This window comes from Streptomyces humi, from assembly GCF_001005085.2.
Taxonomy (GTDB): domain Bacteria; phylum Actinomycetota; class Actinomycetes; order Streptomycetales; family Streptomycetaceae; genus Streptomyces; species Streptomyces humi.
The window spans coordinates 25510-42314 of the sequence record NZ_LBMU02000115.1 but is presented as its reverse complement, the minus strand read 5'-3'; the positions used below and the strand labels follow the sequence as shown (position 1 = coordinate 42314).

Sequence of the window (16805 nt, the reverse complement as noted above, 5' to 3'; positions counted from 1 at the left end):
ATCCCCGGATCACACTGGCCAGCTTAATCACACGCCGGCCACCCTAAGAACTCGTAACACGATCTTGGCTACGCGCCCGGGCGCTTTCCGTAGTAGGCGCTCACGGTCCTGGCCCAGCTTTCGCTGGATTGCCCGGAGGATCGGGAGGGTGGCCTCGTCGGTGAGCCCCGTGGTCGTTTGCCACTCGACGCCCGAGCCGACGAGGTCGCTGACGAAGACGATCTCTGCCGCCAGAAGGGTCCGCGCCCAATCGACCGGCTTGATTGGATCATCGTCACCCAGAGCGCGGCTCAGGATGCGGCACTGATCGAGCAGATCGCGAGCGTCCACAAACCCCATACCGAAGGCGAGTTCATCGCTGCACCGAGCTGGCCCACCCCATTCACCGAGAGCCCGTTGCAGCAGTCGGACCTCGTCTTGGGCCAGGACCTCGCTTGGCCTCACCACTTGTTCGGACACCCGTCCCGCCTTTCCGCCATTGCCTCCGCCGCAGGACGATCAAGCTACCTCTTCCGGATTCCCCTCCAGCAGATGAGGGCGCAGGCGAGCGAGGCGAAGGCGTCGTGGAGGTCCAGGCGACGTTCCCATCGGACGGCGAGGCGCTTGAACTGGTGCAGCAGGGCAAACGTCTGCTCCACGACGTACCGCAGCTTGCCCAGGCTCTGGATGTCGCGCTGCCATTTGCGGGAGATGATCGGCAGGATCCCGCGCCGTAGCAGTTCCTTCCGGTTGGGGTTGCTGTCGTAGCCCTTGTCGCCCAGGAGAGCGTCGGGGCGCTTGCGGGGGTGGCCGACGCGGCCGGCGACCGGCGGGACTCCGTCGACCAGGGCCAGGGTCTGGGTGACGTCGTTGACGTTGGCCGCGGTGGTGATGACCTTGAGTGGGATGCCGCCGCCGTCGGTGATTAGGTGGTGTTTGCTGCCGGTCTTGCGGCGGTCGACCGGCGACGGGCCCGTCGCGGCACCCCCTTTTTCGCGCGCACGTGGGAGGCGTCCACGCACGCGCGGCTCCAGTCCAGCTCGCCGGCCGCGTTCAGCTCCGACAGCAGTATCCGGTGCAGCTTGTCGAAGACCCCGGCTGCCTGCCATCGCTCCAGGCGCCGCCAGCAGGTCTGGCCGGAGCCGAAGCCCAGCTCCAATGGCAGCTGCTGCCACGGGATCCCGGTGTAGAGCACGAACAGGATGCCCTGCAGGCACAGCCGGTCGGGGACTGGTTTGGGTCCGGGCGAGTGTTCGGGCCAGGGCGGCAGGACCGGCTCGATCATCGTCCACAACTCGTCGTCCACGACCCACGGCTTGACGCTCACGCCTTCCCGAACGGCTCAATCGTCGTACCGGTTACGGCTGACCTGCATCAGACCACAAGATCGTGTTACGAGCTTTAATGACTTTTCAGCCTGACGGGACATAACGATCTCGCCACCGGCCAGAGCACGACGACGAAGACTGGTTCGAGCTGACGCGCGAGGTCCTCGACGTCACCGACATCGAGCCGGCCGGCGCCCTTGCGCACCACAGCCGACGGACTCGAAGTCGGCGCCGCTGGTCCGCCAGGACGGCCGCTGGGCCCTTGCTGCACAACGACGCCTACTTCTCCCGCTTCGCCGCCAGCGCGGACTTCGCCTACGATCACGGTCTCGACAAGCCGAATTGACTCAGGGCGTCTACCAGCCATCTCCGGCCGGGCCAAGTCGCGGATTCTGCGGATCCTCTCTCCCTGAAGGCCCGGCCTCCCGGGCTCCCGTTCGCCACCCCCTTCGAGGTAGACGTCGTGATCGCCCACCTGCAGCGCGTCAGCCACACCGCCAGCCTGCTTGAGTATCTGTACGGGCCGGGCGAGTGCGGCAACCACAGCAAACCCCACCTGATCGCGGGGGGACGGCCACGGCGCCCCGATCGAGATGCTCGCCCAGCCCAATGCGCCGACATACCTGGCCCACGCCCTCGACGCGCCCGTCGAGCGCCTCGCGGCCCGAGCGACCGAGCGGCCGGTGTGGGTCTGCTCGGTCCACTCCGATCCCCGGCACCCCGACCTGACCGACTGGCAGTGGGCCGAGGTGGCCCGCCGGTTGGTGGCGGCCACCGGCATCGCCCCGGAGGGCGATCCGGACGCCTGCCGGTGGATCGCCGTGCGCAACCAAGCCCGCCTGATACACGTCGTGGCCACTCTCGCCCGCGAGGACAGCGGCGTCCACCACGCCTACCGCGACGCCTTCCACCTCCAGACCGAGTGCCACCGCATCGCCACCGAACTCGGCCACCTGCCCCCAGCACCACGCCCAACACCCCGCGTACAGGAGACCCACGTGCCTGCCCCCTACATCACCATCAGCACAGAGCCCAGCGGAAGCATCTCGGCGAAGGGCGCCAGCGACGACCTGTCCGCCACACTCCTCAAGCACGCCGGATTCCAGCAGATCGAGGACTGGTACGGCCGCCGCCATCGCCTCGCGACCACCACCCCGCAGGCTCAGCGCGTCGCCATCGCCTCCCACGCAGCCGAGATGCTGCGCGCCGCCCGGTACAGCGTCGACCTGGACCCCGACCTCGACACGAGCCGGTTGACCACCCCTGCCAACCCTCTCGGGCTCTACACCGCCGGGGCCGAAGTCCTGCGGCTGACCGACCAGATCAGGGCCGCCGAGAACGGTGCCGGCCTTGCCCAGGCGGTCGATCACCTCCTTCACCCCGAGCACGGTGTCCCGGAGCGCCTCCGGGAGGCTCTGGAGACGGGAGGCGAACAGATCACCGACCTCGATGACGAGGTGTACTCGCTCGCCGACCGGTTCGGCTTCGCCGCGGAATTCGTCAGCGCCGCGCATTAGAACTCGTCGGAGCGGAACGCGAATTGCACCGTGTCAACGACTCGCAACAGGACCATGCAGGGGCGCAGACGCAGTCCCCCGCTCCGCCCGACGCCCGAAGCGCGGCCCTCGCCACGTCGCCCGTGACGGACAAGGTGAAGGCGTCTTCGGCGCTCGGAACTTCGTCTCAGGGGGTCAGTACAGCCGTAGGTCCGCCGCAGGTTTCCTGCCGACGGGCCCGGTGATCCCAATGCTCTCCTCCCGTACTCCTTCCGGCGGTCTGAGCGCGCCGGCCTCATGCGGACAGCCATAGACGCGCCGGTCAGCGCATCCGCTGTCAGAACGACCAAGGTCCGAGGGGTCTGTCCCACCCACCCGGCACCGACCCAACACCGCGCCCAAGGAGGAACAGTGCCCGAGTTCTACCCGAGCATCGGCGATGCCGTCGGCGCCGCGATGCTGCACAACATCCGGCTTGCCTACGGCGGCAAGGCGTCCGGCCCCGACGCGCCCCTGCAGGCCCGACACCTACCCCACCCGTCGGCCGACCTGGACTCCGTCCCCGGGATGATCGCCCGGCTCACGGAGACAGCAACTCCCCATGAGGTCGCCGGAATCATCGAGGAGGTCATCGGAGCCGTAGTCGGGGCCCTCCCGCAGCTGACCGAGCTTGTGGCCGCAACGGCCGACTGGACCCGAGCCCGTCTGACCTTCGAGAACCCGCACCACAACCCGACCTTCGAGACGTGGACACGGCTGGCCGCCGCCACTCGCATGCTGCGGGACGTCCAAGAGGAGCTGGAGGCCTCCGAGGACATGATCGCCGCGTGCCCTGCGGAACTCAGCGACCCCAGGTACCGCGACGAGGTGCCTGCCCTGCGGACCAGGGAACTGCTCACCGACGTCCTCGGCAACGACGCGGTCGCGGATACCCAACCGTCCGCCGCCCAGAACCCGGAAGCGGGTCGGCAGCGAGCCGCCCGCGCCTCCTCCCCGCACGCCGCCATCCAGCGGACCGCGCCTGTCGCCGGCACGACGTCCGAGTCCCCCACCAGCACCCCACCGCCCCGGCCGCCACGCTCCCGATGACTGCGGCCTGATCCCCGACCGCCGTCCCCTGCCCCGACTGGAGCTGCCCCGATGACCAGCAGAAGAGCGCCGCGCGCCCCGCCTCGCCCTGTCCGCTCTCCCTCCTTGGACCCGCCATGCCCGCCCCGCGTACAAGCGCGCCCTCGACCACCACCGGCACCGACGCGCTTCTCTATCTCCTGTTCGGCGTCCTCGGCGCCGCCATCGCCTTCGGCTCCCTTGCCTGGCTGACCGGCAGCCTCACCAACGCTCTCGTCGGCGCCAGCCCCTGGGCGCCATTCGAGGCCACCAACGCGCTGCTGCACCCCGACGCGCTGTGGCCGCACCTGAGCCCCACCGCCCTGCTGGTCGGCGCGCGGCTCGCCCCCGGGCTGCTCTCCGTCTGCCTCACCATCACCGGCCTGGTCGTGTGGCTGCGGCTGCGGGACGGTGCGAAGAACGGCCTCGCCCGCAAGCAGGATCTCGCCCCTCTGATGGACAAGGAGCTCACCGCCAAGGCGAAGAGCCTGCGGCCGAGCCTGTCCGGTCTCAAACCGAAGGAGGTCGCTCCCGCCGACCGCGGGATCCTCGTCGGCACGCACTCCCCGGGTCGAGCCGAGGTCCGCGCCTCCTGGGAGGACGTGATCGTCGCGATCATGGCCCCGCGTTCCGGCAAGACGTCCGGGCTGGCGATCCCCGCGATCCTCGCCGCTCCAGGCCCGGTACTACTGACCTCGAACAAAGCGGCGAACGACGCCTTCACCGCGACAGTGGACGCCCGCGCCGACGTCGGCACGATCTGGACGCTCGACCCGCAGCAGATCGCCCACCACCCGCGCGAGATGTGGTGGGACATCCTGGCCGACGCCCGCGACCTGGCCGGGGCGAAACGTTTGGCCGGGCACTTCGTCGCCGCCAGCGTCGACGAATCCAGCGGCACCGACTTCTGGTCCACCGCTGCGAGCAACACGTTGGGCGCGCTGTTCCTGGCCGCCGCCAGCCACCGGCGCCCGATCACCGACGTCCTGGCCTGGCTCGCCTCGCCCGCTGACCGCACGCCGGTGGACCTGCTCACCGACGCCAGCCACGAGGCGGTCGCCGCCCAGCTCCAGGGCACCGTCAGCGGGGCCACGGAAACCCGTGACGGCATATACGAGACCGCGCGACAGTACGCGAGCTGCCTGCTCGACCCGGACGTCGCCGCCTGGGTCACGCCCGACACGCGCATTCCCGAGTTCAAGCCCTCCGCGTTCGCCACCTCCCGCGACACCTTGTACCTGCTGAGTAAGGACGGCGGCGGCTCGGCATCGGCGATCATCGCGGCGGCAGCCGACGCGGTGATGCGCGCGGCCGTGGTCGTCGCCGAGCGCTCCGGCGGGCGGCTCGACCCGCCTGCCCTGTGCGTCCTCGACGAGGCCGCCAACGTCTGCAAGATCTCCGATCTCCCGGACCTGTACAGCCACTTGGGCTCACGGGGCGTGATCCCGATGACGATCCTGCAGTCCTACCGGCAGGGCCAGCGGTGCTGGGGGGAGGCAGGCATGGACGCGCTCTGGTCCGCCGCCACGATCAAGATCATCGGAAGTGGCATCGACGACGCCGACTTCGCCGACCGTCTGAGCAGGCAGGTCGGTGACCATGACGTGCAGACCACGTCGGTGTCGACCAGCGACGGCGGCAAGTCCACCTCGGTGAGCATGCGCACCGAGCGGATCCTGCCCCCCGACGCGATTCGCGCGCTCCCGAAGGGGAAGGCGCTGTTGCTCGCCACCGGCATCCGGGTGGCGATGCTCGACCTGCGGCCCTGGTACAAGGAGCCGTCCGCCAAGGTGGTCGGTCCGGCCGCGGCCCGCGCGACGAAGGCCATCACGGCGCGGGCCATCGCCAAGTCCCCGGGCCGCGACGACTTCGGGCTGTCGGCATGAACGCCCCGACGCTCAAGGTGCTCTCGCTCGGTGCCGGGGTCCAGTCGACGTGTCTGCTGCTCATGGCCGCCGAGGGCCATCTGCCCGGCCTTGACGTGGCGATCTTCGCGGACACGGGGTGGGAGCCCCGCGCGGTCTACGACCATCTCGACCGGATCGAGCGGGAGATCGCCGCGCCCGCCGGCATCCCGGTCCTGCGGGTGTCCTCCGGCAACATCCGTTCCGACGCGCTTGACCCCTCCAAGCACTTCGCGTCGATGCCGTTGCACATCCTCAACTCCACCGGCAGCGAAGGGATGTCACGGCGCCAGTGCACCGGCCAGTACAAAACCCGGCCGATCAAGGAGAAGGTCCGCGAGCTGCTCGGCTGCCCCCACCCTCAACGTATCCCCGCCGGGGTCCACGTCGAGCAGTGGATCGGTATCTCGGTGGACGAGTTCACCCGGGCGAAGGACGCGGACGTCTCCTACATGAAGAACCGGTTCCCGCTGATCGAGCACGGTTTCTCCCGCTCGGACTGCCTGCGGCTGCTGCGCTCGCGGGGGTTCGGCCAGACCCCGAAGAGTGCGTGCCTGGGGTGCCCGTACCACGGCAACGCCCAGTGGCGATCACTGCGCGACAGCTCGCCCCAGGAGTGGCACGACGTCGTGGAGTTCGATGCCGCGATCCGTTCGGGCAACGCCCGGGCGACTGCGGAGGGCACGCCTCTGCTCGGCCAGGCGTATCTGCACTGCAGTCGCCGGCCTCTGGACCAGGCACCGACCGACCGGGTCACCGCCCACGAGTGGTCGGGACGTCAGGGCGACATCTTCGACGCGCTCGCGGACGCCGAACTGGAGAACGGCGATCCGGACGGCTGCTCGCCCTGGTCCTGCCGCTCCGGCGCCCCCGTCCAGGCCGATGTCGACCTCACAGCCTGACCCTCCCCTCTACCTGTTCAGGAGTTCCCTCGTGTCCATGCGCACTTCGTCCTCCCCTCTGGCGCGCTCCGAGCGCCTCGCCCGGTCACCGGCCATCCAGCGCGGTGACCAGTGGTGGCTGGTCACCGGTTCCGGCTCGATCCTCGCCACCGATCCGACGTTCACCGGCGAGCTGGACCGCTTCGCCGCCGCGATGGCCGCCGCCGACCGCGCCGTCGTCGATCTACGCTCGTGTCAGGACGTTCCGCCAGCTCCCCGGTGGCAGCGATGAACCCGCTGCTGAGTGCCCAGCAGGCAGTGCTCGGCTCGGTGCTGCTCGACCCCGGTCAGCTCGCGCACCTGGAGTGGCTGGCGCCGGATCACTTCTACCGGCCTCTCCACAAGGCGCTGTTCGCTGCCCTGCGTAAGCTCCGGACCGAGGGTCACCCCGCCTTGGCGACCGAGGAACCGGTGCCGCTGTCCTGGGTGACCGACGCGGTCGAAGAGGCCAGCCACCACGTCCGGGGGCTGAGCGCCTCATACCCCCACATCCTGATTTCGGCGTGCCCGCGCCCCGAACACGCCCCTGTGTACGGCCGGATGGTGCTGGAGGGAGCGATCCACCGCACCGTGACCGAGCACGCGATCCGGCTCCACCAGGCAGCCCGCGCCGACGCCTTCCAAGGTGGGGCGGAAGGAGCGCTGCACCACGCGGACGTCCTGACCGGGGTGCTCGGGGACCTCGCGCGCCGCTGGGGGTCCGAACCGCGCCCGGTCGCCCCGGCCACACCGCCCTCCACAGCTCCAGTAGCGTCCCCGCCGGGACGAGCGGATCAGGTCGCCGAGGACGAGCAGTTCCTACTGGCGGTCCTGGTCGAGCAGCCGAAGGCGACGGACGAGGTCGTCGGCTGGCTGCGGCCGGGCGACTTCGCCGACCCCGCACACGGCCAGCTCTACCGCTGCCTGGGCGCACTTCACCACCGCGGCGAGCCCATCGACCGGATCACGGTGCTGTGGGAAGCCCAGCGGCGCGGTCTGCTCGCCGACGGCACGCTGACCAGCGAACAGCTCACCGCCATCTGCGACGGCGTCGGCGCCGGCAGCGCCGAGTGGCTCGGCGAGCAGGTCATGCGTTCCTTCGTCGCCCGGACCGCCGCCGCCTCCGCCCGCGCCATCCGCGCCCTGGCTGAGAACGAGACCCTGGCCCCCGGGAGGCTCATCAGCCACGCCCTGCACGCGCTCGGGCCGCTCGACGAAGTGCGCGCCCGCTGGCAGACCGCGAACGGCAACCCCGCTCCGCCACCCGCCGTGCCGCCGGCCGAGGGGCCGCCGACGGCACGGGTCCACGCCGCCCTCGCCCGCAGCACACCACCGGCCGCACGGCCCTCGAAGTGCCCTGGACCTGCCTCTACGCCATCGGCCGCACGGCCGCCATCGCGCGCCCACGGCTGAACCGTCCTCGCCCCACGAACCCAGCCCACCGACTGTCCCCAACTCTGGAACGCCCCGTGGACAACACCTTGCTCACCGATGCCTTGGCTCTGTGCGCCACGGCCTCCGCCTTCGACGCCCAGCGCGGCAAACTGCCGGTGCCAGGAGATCCCCACCGCTCACCCGATGTCGTCGCCGTCGCACGCCAGATCTCCGAGCTCGGAAAGCTGGTCACCGATCTGGGCGAGGAGGTCCTCTTCCGCGCCTCAGATGACGACCAGGGGGCCCATGCCACTCGCGTGATCACCGACTTCGCCGCCGCCGTCAAGCCCGCTGGCGAAGCGGCTTCCGCTCTGGGAGCGGTGGCCCACCAGCTCGCTTTCCTGCAGCAGACCGAGAGGCTGCGCGACCAGCCCGACGCCAAGGATGCCCGGGAGGCAGCCGTACGGGCGATGGAGGAAGGACTCGCCACCGCCAGCGCGGCTCTGGACCACGGTGCCAACTCCCTGCACGCCGCATCGGCGACGGCCTCTCCCCCGTCCGCGCGGCTCCAGGCTGCCCGCAGCCGGTCCGCGACCACCACGCCCGCTCCTGGGGCGCCGCCGCCCGGCGGAGCAACATCGGCAGGAACGGCGGGGTTGATCTCGGCGTGCCAGGCCACGGTGCCGCCGAGCGTCCTCGGGTGTGTGTCCTCACGGCCGGTTTCCCCTGTCAAAGACGTCTCCGTCGCCGGCCCTCCGCTTCCGGGGCCGCCTCCGCCCACGGCGGCAGGACCACCGCCAGCTTCTCTTCGTCCGACGACAGGCGGTCGCTGACCGTATCGAGGTGACGAGCCGCGTCGTCGGCCAAGCGGGACAGGACCGTCGGCGCGTCGTGGTGCGCGGTACCGGTGTGCCTTCCGGCCTGGTGCAGCTGGGCGAGGAGCAGGCCGGCCCGCCAGTGGACCGTCCTGAGCATGGCCTCCTTCAGCCGCAGCTCGGCAAGGGGTGTGCCGGGCAGGGCCGTCACGATCAGGGCCAGGTGCGCGGCGGAGGTGGCCAGCAGGCGTGGGGCCGCACCAGGGCCGAGGGCGGGCACAGCGTGTCGGTGGGCGAAGGTCTCTTGGGTGAAGGCACCAGGGTTCTGGGCGATCTTGATGTGGAAAAGAGCGCCGTCACTCGTGCGTACGACGTCCCATGCACCTGCGAGCGACGGACCGGCCGTGGCGTTGCGCAACAAGGCGAGTGGGCCGAGGGTCCGTTCCGCCCAGGCCATGACGGGTGCCGAGGGTGATTGCTCTCCGGTCATGCCCCCCACCTCGGTGTCAGGTGTCGCGTATCCAGGGCGTACGCCGGAGTGCTGCCAGGCGCAGTCACCCTGTGGCTCCGGAGGACTGCCCGGGCGGCCTCGGGGTGAGCGGTGAGCGGATGAACGAGGAGAGGCACAGGGACGGGATTCATGATTCCTCCGGTGGTTGGCCGAGCGACGACACGGTGGAGTGACGGCGGTATGCCGGGGCACGACCGTCCCGGATGCCGCCAACAACGCGACATCTGAACCGTGTTGGGGATGACTGATGATGACCGGGACAACGACCCGACGGCCCGACTCGAACACGCGTGTTTGAGTCGGATCCCCAGCCGTGTGAATTCGGGGGTCTCGCCTCGCCGACCGCCATCCAGCACGCTTCCCGAGGCACGGAGGATGGCCGAATCGCCGCGAACGGATACGTAAGTGATCCATGGGGCTGGAGTGAAAGTCGGTTTGCGTACCAAACCCGGAGCCCGCCCCATCCGCGACGGGGGGCACGGACGGGACGGGCGGCATGTGGGTCTGGCGCATCGCTCGGAAGGCCAGCTTGGAAGTTGGCGCCGTCACGGCTTTACGGCGATGGCCGCGAACGCTGCCGACGAACCAGAGGGATACGCGGTACCTGTAACGCCATGCCAGTGGGCGGTTTCCACCAGCCCGGGGGCGAGTAGACGCCATCCGTCGAAGAACCGGCCGAGTTCATGAGGGCTGCGCAGGGCGATGGGACCGATCGACTCGGTGTACAGACCTCCGACCCGGTTCATCGAACCTGGGTGCAGTGCGGCGGTGGGGTGGGTGATGGAGAGGGCACTGCCTGGGACCAGCCGACCCGTGAGAGCGGAGATGGCCGGGTAGGCGAGGCGGTCGGGTACTTCGTGCAGGACGGCGTGGGCGAGTACGGCCACCGGCCGGGACAGGTCCAAAGCGCCTCGCAGGTCCGGGTCGGTGAGGATGCTGTCGGGCTGGGCGAGGTCCGCGTGCACATGCGCCGTTCGGTGGGGGCGTGGCGCCGTGAGCAGTGTGGCGGCATGGGCCATGACGATCGGATCGTGGTCGACGTAAGCCACGGCGATCTCGCTTCCACGGGGCAGGACCGCGGCGGCGGTCTCGTACAGCGTCGGGGAAGTGGGGAGCCCACATCCGAGGTCGATGAACTGGGTGATGCCCAGCTGGCCAGCGAGCAGAGCGACCGCTTGGATGGCGAACGTGTCGTTGATGGCGACGGCATCCCGGAGGAACGGAGCGACGGTGAGGAGTTGTTCGGTCATTTCGCCGTCGACGGGGTAGTGGTCTTTGCCGCGTCGGAGGCAGTCCTGGACCCTTGCCGAGCTGGGCTTCGCGGTCAGCTGCCGCAGAGTGACCGCCGAACCCAGAGAAGGCAGTGGGGCAGGCGGTCCGACGGCCTGGAGGGCGGGCGCGATTCGGCTCTCCCCTACAGGCCGGACGGCGTGGTGCGCCGCATGCCGACGGCTGGCGGCAGCTTGGATGCGGCGCGGTTCGATGTCGTGCGCCTGCTCCAGCCAGCGCAGCAACTCCTGGGTCTGTCTGAGGAGCACCAGCAGGTGTTCGTACGCGAGATCCGGCCGCGGCTTCGAACTGGCACGGTCTTTGACCCTGCCGATCAGCGCCCGGAGTTCCGCCTGCTTCTCTCCCCCGATGCTGCTGGCAAGCGGCTCGGCGGCCGTCACCAGGCGCAGGGCGAGTGCCCCCAGGGAGGTGAGCGCTGCGGCGACAGCCATGGGAGCGTTCGGGACGCGGAATGCGATGGCGTCCAGCTCCCGCCGCGCGTTGGTCAACAACGTGGGCACGTCCGTGCCCTTCGTGGACGCGGCGGGAGTGGTGCTCGTCATGGGAGTGCTCCGTACGGTGCTGTAGAGGTTGAGGGACCAGGTCAGGCAGCGGGCGTCTCGGCGATGTGCGCAGGAGGTGGCGTTCGGCGGGGAGCTGCTGAGGGTGCGGCCCGGGCCGTGAGGTGATCAGGGGCCGGGGGCTTGGCCGGTGCGCCGTCGAGGTAGACGGGGATCTGCTGGTGGCCGTTGGAGATGAACGAGGCGAAGGGACTCAGGTTCTCGGCCGCCGTGGCCAGGGTGAGGCGAGGGAAGCGGCCGAAGAGGGCGTCCAGTGCGATGCGGGCTTCGAGGCGGGCGAGGCCGGCGCCGAGGCAGTAGTGCGCTCCCACGCCGAAGGACTGGTGGTTCTTTCGCGTGGGCCGGGTGGCGTCGAAGCGATCAGGGTCGGTGTGCACGCGGGGGTCGCGGTTGGCGGCGGAGTAGTTGATGACGATGAGGTCGCCGGCGCCGAAGGTCACCCCGGTCTCGGGGTCGTGGATGTCGACCGTGGGGAAGCGCGGAAGGATGTTGGCAACCGGGGCTTGGTGGCGCAGGGTTTCGTCCACGACGTCGTCCATAGTGATGCTGGCTTTCTCGGCCTCGACGAGGGCGAGCTGGTCGGGATGGGTCATGAGGTTGACCGCGGCGTGGTCGATCAGGTTGACCGTGGTCTCGTGGCCGGCGCCTATGAGCAGCAGGAGGCTGTCGATGAGTTCCTGGTGGGACAGTCGGGTGTCGGTCGCGGAGTCGTGGGCCCTGATCAGGTCGGAGGTGACGTCGTCTCCGGGCATCTCGCGCTTGGCGGTGACCAGTCCGTCCAGGGCCTTGTAGAGGGCGAGGTTGCGCGCCTCGGCTTCGGCCTCGGTGATGTCGGTGGCGAAGGCGCCGCCGATCAGCTCGCGGAAGGTGCCGTGGAGGTTGTCCGGGACGCCCAGGAGCATGTTGACGACGCGCAGCGGCAGCAGCCAGGCGAAGTGCTCCCGCAGGTCCACGGGGTTGCCGGTGCCCCGGTGGTGTTCGAGGTCGTCGAGGAGGGCGTGGGCGATGTCCTCGATGGAGGGGGCGAGCGCGCGGACCCGGCGGATCTGGAAGCCGGTGCCGATCAGACGACGCAGTCGCTTGTGCTCCGGTCCGTAGGCGGTCAACGCGTTGCGGACCTGGACCCAGAGGCGGAGCGGCCACTTCTCCGGGATCTGTCCGTCGACGAAGGCGGGCCAGTGCTGGTGGGCGTCCTTGGAGACACGGTCGTCCAACAGGAGGCGTTCGATCAGCCCCGGATCGGTGACCGACCAGGCGGCGACCCCTCCGGGCAGTTCGATCCGGGCGGCCGGGCCGAGGGCGCGCAGCTGACGGGCCTCGGCGTGGAGGTCGGAGCCCGCTGGGTCGATCGCGAACGGGCAGCGGGAGGGAGGGAGCTGGGTGGTCATCGCGGTCCTCTGCTGGAGTTCGGGACGGTGGAGGTCGTGCGAGGGAAGGCGACGGGGAGATGTGTCCAGCCGCTCTGGAAGGTGCCGGGGCGGCGGACGAGTTGGGCAGATGAGCAGGCGAGGGTGAGGTCGGGGATCCGGTCCAGGACGCGTTCGATGGCGGTCTCGGTGATGACGCGTGCGAGGTCGGGTGCCGGGCAGGCGCGGATGCCCGCGCTGAAGGCGAGGTGCGCCCGGTTGCCCGAGCGTCGGTCGGAGCCGGCGGCGAGGGCGGGGTCGCTGTTGGCGGCGGCGAAGGACACCAGGATCGGCATACCGGGAAGCAGCCGGATGCCCTCGTAGACGTGTTCTTCGCGCAGGTAGAGGGGGCAGTAGCTGGACACCGGCGGGTCGTCCCACAGGACTTGGTCGAGCGCGTCGGAGACAGGTCGGACGCCGGTGTGCAGGTCACCACTGAACCGGTCGTCTGTGATGAGCAGGAGCACGGCGTTGGCGATCAGGTTGGTGCACGGGGTGGTTCCGGCCCCGATCAGCAGGAGGATCTGCTGGATCATCTCCTCGTCGGACAGCTGGGCCTGGTGGGACACGAGCCAGGAGGTGACGTCGTAGCCCGGCCGGTGCCGTTTGAGCCTCGTGAGGGCCAGGCAGGCTTCTTCGAGTTCGGTGTTCACCCGGGCTGCGTCCTGGGTGGTGTCGAAGAGCCTCGCGATGGAGGTGACGATGGTCTGACCGATTTCGGGCGGGCAGCCGAACATCTCGATCAGTACCTGCATGGGCAGGGGGTCGGCGAAGTGGGCGACCAAGTCGGGGTGTTCCTGGTCCATGAGGCGGTCGAGCAGGCCGTCGGCGATGCGGGCCACGCCGGCGGTCAGGGCGTGGGTGTCGACCCAGGAAAGACTGTCGGTGACCGCGCTGCGCAGGCGTGTGTGGTCGTAGCCGTCGAGCCACAGCGCGTTCCTACGCGGCCGCATCATCATGAGCGCGGGGGCGTCGGCAGGTACGCGGCCCTCGCGAAGGGCCGACCAGTGGTGGGGGTCCTTGAGGAAGATGCTCGGGGTGTTGCGCAGCAGGTACAGGGCGGAGCGGTAGGTGGTGGTGATGTAGCCGTAGACGCCGTGGTCGATCTCGCATGGCGCGATGGGGCCCTGGGCCCGGAGCCTCTCGTACGTCTGGCGCGGGTTCGCGCTGAATTCGGGCCCGTGGATCGGTAGCGGCTGCGGCGGGACAGGCGCGGGCGGGTATCCCGCCGGGCTGTGGGGGCAGCCGCCGGCCGCAGGCGGCCAGTGGGGCGTGGGCCCGGGAGTCGGCATGGTCATCGGGGTGGCTCCGGCAACAGGGTGAGGAGATAGGACACGAGGCTGATCAGGGCGTTCTTGGAGCTGGGGCGGTCGCGCGCGTCGAAGAACACCAGCGGGGTCTGCTCGGACAGGTCCATCGCGGCCCGCAACTCGTCGACGGTGTGCCGCGGAGCGTCGGGGAACTCGTTGACCGCGATGGCGTAGGCCAGCCCGAGCTCCTCCACCGCGCCGATGACGGGATAGCTCTGCGCAAGGTGGCGTGTGTCCACCAGGACCAGCGCCCCGAGTGCGCCGTGGGCGAGGTGACGCAGGATGGGGAAGAACCGTTGCTGCCCGGGCGCGCCGAAGAGGTAGAGCACGAGTTCGGGGCTGAGGGAGAGCCGGCCGAAGTCGAGGGCGACCGTGGTCGCGCTCTTGTCCGGGCGCCCGTCCAGGTCGTCGACCGGGACGCTGGCGGCGGTCATCACCTCCTCCGTCCGGAGGGGACGGATCTCCGACATCGTGCCGATGACGGTGGTCTTGCCCACGGAGAAGGCGCCCGCGACCATGATCTTCACGGTGGTCTCGTCACCGCGCAGATGGGTACCTGCGGCGGGGTTAGAGCTTGCGGAGCCCCTCAAGGACTGCCTCCAATACCTCTCGGTCGGCCGCCTGGACGGCGTAGAACTTGCCGTTGGTGGTGATGTGGCCTCGTTCCATCAGGTCGGCGAGGAGGACTCGCAGGACACTGAGGGGAAGCACGAGATACGCCCCGATCTCGGCCACGGTCAGTGCTCCCGGCTGACACAGCTCCAGCACACGGCGCTGCTCCGGGGACAGGCCCGTGCGATCCAGGCCGGGGGTGGAAATGCGTACGGTCGTGACGAAGTCGAAGTGGTTGCGGCTCGGCTCGGAGCGGCCGCCCGTCACGACGTGCAGGCCCACCAGCCCCGGCCCCCGGACACGCCGGGACGCGGTCATGACGCGGACGGTGCCGGTTGCCGCGGGGGAAGGCCGAGGTAGTCGCCGATGCGGTCGACGACCTTCTCCATCTGGTACGACACGGCCTCGACGTCCGCCTTCTGGCTCATGGCCACGGCCAGGTACGTGCCGGCGCGGGCGGCGATGATGATGATGTACGCCTGCTCGTACTGGATCAGGGTCCGCTGCCATGGGCCGGCGGAGAAGGGCTTGTCTTCGCTGCTCCTCGGCTTGCTGGCGAACTCGGTCGACTCCTGGCTGACGGCCTGAAGCCCGGTGACGGCCGCGGCCACCCGCTCGGACATGGCCCTGGGGATGTCCTGGCCGCGGTCGATGTCCTTTGAACAGACGACCGGCAGTCCGTCGGCCGACAGCACCATGGCGCGCAGGACGCCGGGCTGCCCGAGGAGTTCCTCATCGAGCATCCAGCCCAGCCCGCTCAGCATGTCGAGCTTCTTGTTAACGGTCGTCATCGGTGTGCTTCCCTTCGTCGGGGAGGTGGGAGCCCGGGCCTGAGGGTTGGCCGCCCTGGGTGCCGGCGCGTTCGACGCCGCGCAGGAAGGCGCCCACGGCACGGCCGCCGTCACTCGGGGTCTGGGTCTCGTGGACAGGGGAGGCGGCGTGCCGCGGCCCGGCGCCTTGTCGGGTGCGTTGCGGGAGGCCGCTGTCGGCGCGCGTCGGATACTGCGGCGGTTCCCCGGCCACTGAGGCAGGCTCTGCCGGTGGCGCCGGGGCGGAGGTAGTGACAGGCGGGTGCGTGCGTGCTTGCTCGGCGGCTTTCGGTACGTCTGCGAGGGGCACCAGCAGCTCCTGTGGAATGAACACCCAGGCCCGTACGCCGCCGGTTGCGGATATCTGGTCGGCGCCCGCCCGGAAGCCGTAACGGTCGGCGTACTGTCCGGCCGTCACGAACCCGAGCTGGGGCGGGTTACGCATCTGGGTGATCCAGATCTGCTGGCCACCGGAGAGCAGCAGGCCGGCGTTCGCGCGGTTCTCGGGCGTCATCCCGATGCCCGCGTCGTCGATGAACACGGTCACCCCGTTGGCTGCCGAGACGTACCAGACCTGGACCTTGGTGCCCGGCTCGGAGTGGCGGGCCGCGTTGTCGAGCAACTCGGCCAGACTCAGCACGATGGGTTCCACGGCCCGGCTGGTCACGGCGAAAGGAGCCTCGCCGGTGATCTCGATGCGGTCGTAGTCGCGGATTCGTGAGACGCCGCCGCGCACGACATCGATCAGGGGTGCGGGGTCACGCTGGCGCCCGGGCCAGGATCCGATCAGCACGCTGAAGGCCTGAAGTCGCCGGGCCAGCTGGTTGCCACCATGGGAGATCTCGATCGCGTCCGCGAGCACCTTCGGGTCGTGGTGACGCTCGACCATCTCTTCCACCGCGCCCTGCAACTCGTTCACGAGCGGCTGGATCGCGCGGATGAAGGTGCCCAGTGTCGTGCGGGTCACGTTCTCCGCGCGGTCGGCGGACTGGACCGTCGTCTCGTGCACCGTGCGCAGGACTTCAGCCAGAGCCCGGCCGAACTCGGTCTTGCTCAGTTCCGGGTGGAGCGAGGGCGGGGCCGCCGCCTGTTGGCCGCTCAGCACGGTGTGGATCAGGTGGGGCACCTGCTGCTGAGCGAGATGCCGTACCTCGTCGTCACGGGCTGCGACCGCCTCCCGCTCCATCCGCAAGGACGTCTCCAGGCTGGCGACGCGACGCTTTCCGTCGAGTGACGCGGCACGAAAGCGCACGGCCGTGGCCACGGCTGCGAGAACAGCCAGGGCCGACAACCAAAGGGCCGGATCCAATACGCGCGAGGTCATCAAATCCCCGAAGTAGAAAGAAAGGTTGGCGATGGGGAGGCATCGGTCCCGATGCCACGC

17 protein-coding genes are annotated in these 16805 nt (G+C 69.8%); 6 read left to right on the top strand and 11 right to left on the bottom strand.

Going from position 1 to position 16805, the window contains the following annotated elements; genetic code table 11:
• Positions 1–27: 27 nt before the first annotated feature.
• The gene (locus AAW13_RS40385; RefSeq protein ID WP_143145084.1) at positions 28–459 is read right to left on the bottom strand and encodes a hypothetical protein; all 432 of its coding nucleotides are present in this window, start codon (positions 457–459) and stop codon (positions 28–30) included.
• A gap of 44 nt (positions 460–503) precedes the next feature.
• Positions 504–1264, bottom strand: a protein-coding gene (locus AAW13_RS40380) for an IS5 family transposase (RefSeq protein WP_107483524.1) whose coding sequence is annotated in 2 segments (ribosomal slippage) — positions 504–973 and positions 973–1264 — 762 coding nt in all. Because the reading frame shifts where the segments join, the coding sequence is not laid out codon by codon here.
• A gap of 636 nt (positions 1265–1900) precedes the next feature.
• On the opposite strand from AAW13_RS40380, the gene AAW13_RS47260 reads away from it, so the two are divergent.
• From AAW13_RS47260 to AAW13_RS40345, 6 genes are all read left to right on the top strand, one after another.
• Positions 1901–2824, top strand: a complete 924-nt coding sequence (locus AAW13_RS47260; protein WP_240528891.1) for a hypothetical protein — start codon at positions 1901–1903, stop codon at positions 2822–2824.
• 390 nt (positions 2825–3214) lie between these two features.
• Positions 3215–3892 (top strand): hypothetical protein, encoded by a 678-nt coding sequence (locus AAW13_RS40365; RefSeq protein WP_046732142.1) that lies wholly within the window; start codon positions 3215–3217, stop codon positions 3890–3892.
• Between the two features lie 116 nt (positions 3893–4008).
• Positions 4009–5796: a type IV secretory system conjugative DNA transfer family protein gene (locus AAW13_RS40360; protein WP_046732141.1), complete on the top strand. Its 1788-nt coding sequence runs from the start codon at positions 4009–4011 to the stop codon at positions 5794–5796.
• On the top strand, positions 5793–6716 hold the full coding sequence (locus AAW13_RS40355; RefSeq protein WP_046732140.1) for an adenine nucleotide alpha hydrolase family protein: 924 nt from the start codon (positions 5793–5795) through the stop codon (positions 6714–6716). The genes AAW13_RS40360 and AAW13_RS40355 overlap by 4 nt, the downstream gene beginning before the upstream one ends.
• A gap of 37 nt (positions 6717–6753) precedes the next feature.
• Positions 6754–6987, top strand: coding sequence for a hypothetical protein (locus AAW13_RS40350; protein WP_046732139.1), 234 nt, complete (start codon positions 6754–6756; stop codon positions 6985–6987).
• Positions 6984–8147, top strand: a complete 1164-nt coding sequence (locus tag AAW13_RS40345) for a DnaB-like helicase N-terminal domain-containing protein (protein ID WP_046732138.1) — start codon at positions 6984–6986, stop codon at positions 8145–8147. Before AAW13_RS40350 ends, AAW13_RS40345 begins: the two co-directional genes overlap by 4 nt.
• Positions 8148–8392: 245 nt before the next feature.
• Here AAW13_RS40345 and AAW13_RS46225 read toward each other — a convergent pair whose 3' ends face one another.
• The 9 genes from AAW13_RS46225 to AAW13_RS40300 form a co-directional block, all read right to left on the bottom strand.
• Positions 8393–8620 (bottom strand): hypothetical protein, encoded by a 228-nt coding sequence (locus AAW13_RS46225; RefSeq protein WP_046732137.1) that lies wholly within the window; start codon positions 8618–8620, stop codon positions 8393–8395.
• 217 nt (positions 8621–8837) lie between these two features.
• Positions 8838–9413, bottom strand: coding sequence for a hypothetical protein (locus AAW13_RS40335; protein WP_143145083.1), 576 nt, complete (start codon positions 9411–9413; stop codon positions 8838–8840).
• Positions 9414–9979: 566 nt separating this feature from the next.
• Positions 9980–11266 (bottom strand): SAM-dependent methyltransferase, encoded by a 1287-nt coding sequence (locus AAW13_RS44500; protein ID WP_052768675.1) that lies wholly within the window; start codon positions 11264–11266, stop codon positions 9980–9982.
• Between the two features lie 41 nt (positions 11267–11307).
• A complete protein-coding gene (locus AAW13_RS40325; protein WP_079179160.1) occupies positions 11308–12672 on the bottom strand; it encodes a cytochrome P450 family protein in 1365 nt (454 codons plus the stop codon).
• On the bottom strand, positions 12669–13988 hold the full coding sequence (locus AAW13_RS40320) for a cytochrome P450 family protein (RefSeq protein ID WP_052768674.1): 1320 nt from the start codon (positions 13986–13988) through the stop codon (positions 12669–12671). The genes AAW13_RS40325 and AAW13_RS40320 overlap by 4 nt, the downstream gene beginning before the upstream one ends.
• Positions 13985–14518 carry a GTP-binding protein gene (locus AAW13_RS40315; RefSeq protein ID WP_046732174.1) on the bottom strand — a complete coding sequence of 178 codons (534 nt, stop codon included), beginning with the start codon at positions 14516–14518 and terminating at the stop codon, positions 13985–13987. Before AAW13_RS40315 ends, AAW13_RS40320 begins: the two co-directional genes overlap by 4 nt.
• 49 nt (positions 14519–14567) lie before the next feature.
• Complete coding sequence (locus tag AAW13_RS40310) at positions 14568–14930, bottom strand: DUF742 domain-containing protein (RefSeq protein WP_046732136.1); 363 nt, start codon at positions 14928–14930, stop codon at positions 14568–14570.
• Positions 14927–15403, bottom strand: a complete 477-nt coding sequence (locus AAW13_RS40305) for a roadblock/LC7 domain-containing protein (protein ID WP_052768673.1) — start codon at positions 15401–15403, stop codon at positions 14927–14929. Before AAW13_RS40305 ends, AAW13_RS40310 begins: the two co-directional genes overlap by 4 nt.
• Positions 15390–16745, bottom strand: a complete 1356-nt coding sequence (locus AAW13_RS40300) for an ATP-binding protein (RefSeq protein ID WP_046732135.1) — start codon at positions 16743–16745, stop codon at positions 15390–15392. The genes AAW13_RS40305 and AAW13_RS40300 overlap by 14 nt, the downstream gene beginning before the upstream one ends.
• Positions 16746–16805: the final 60 nt, after the last annotated feature.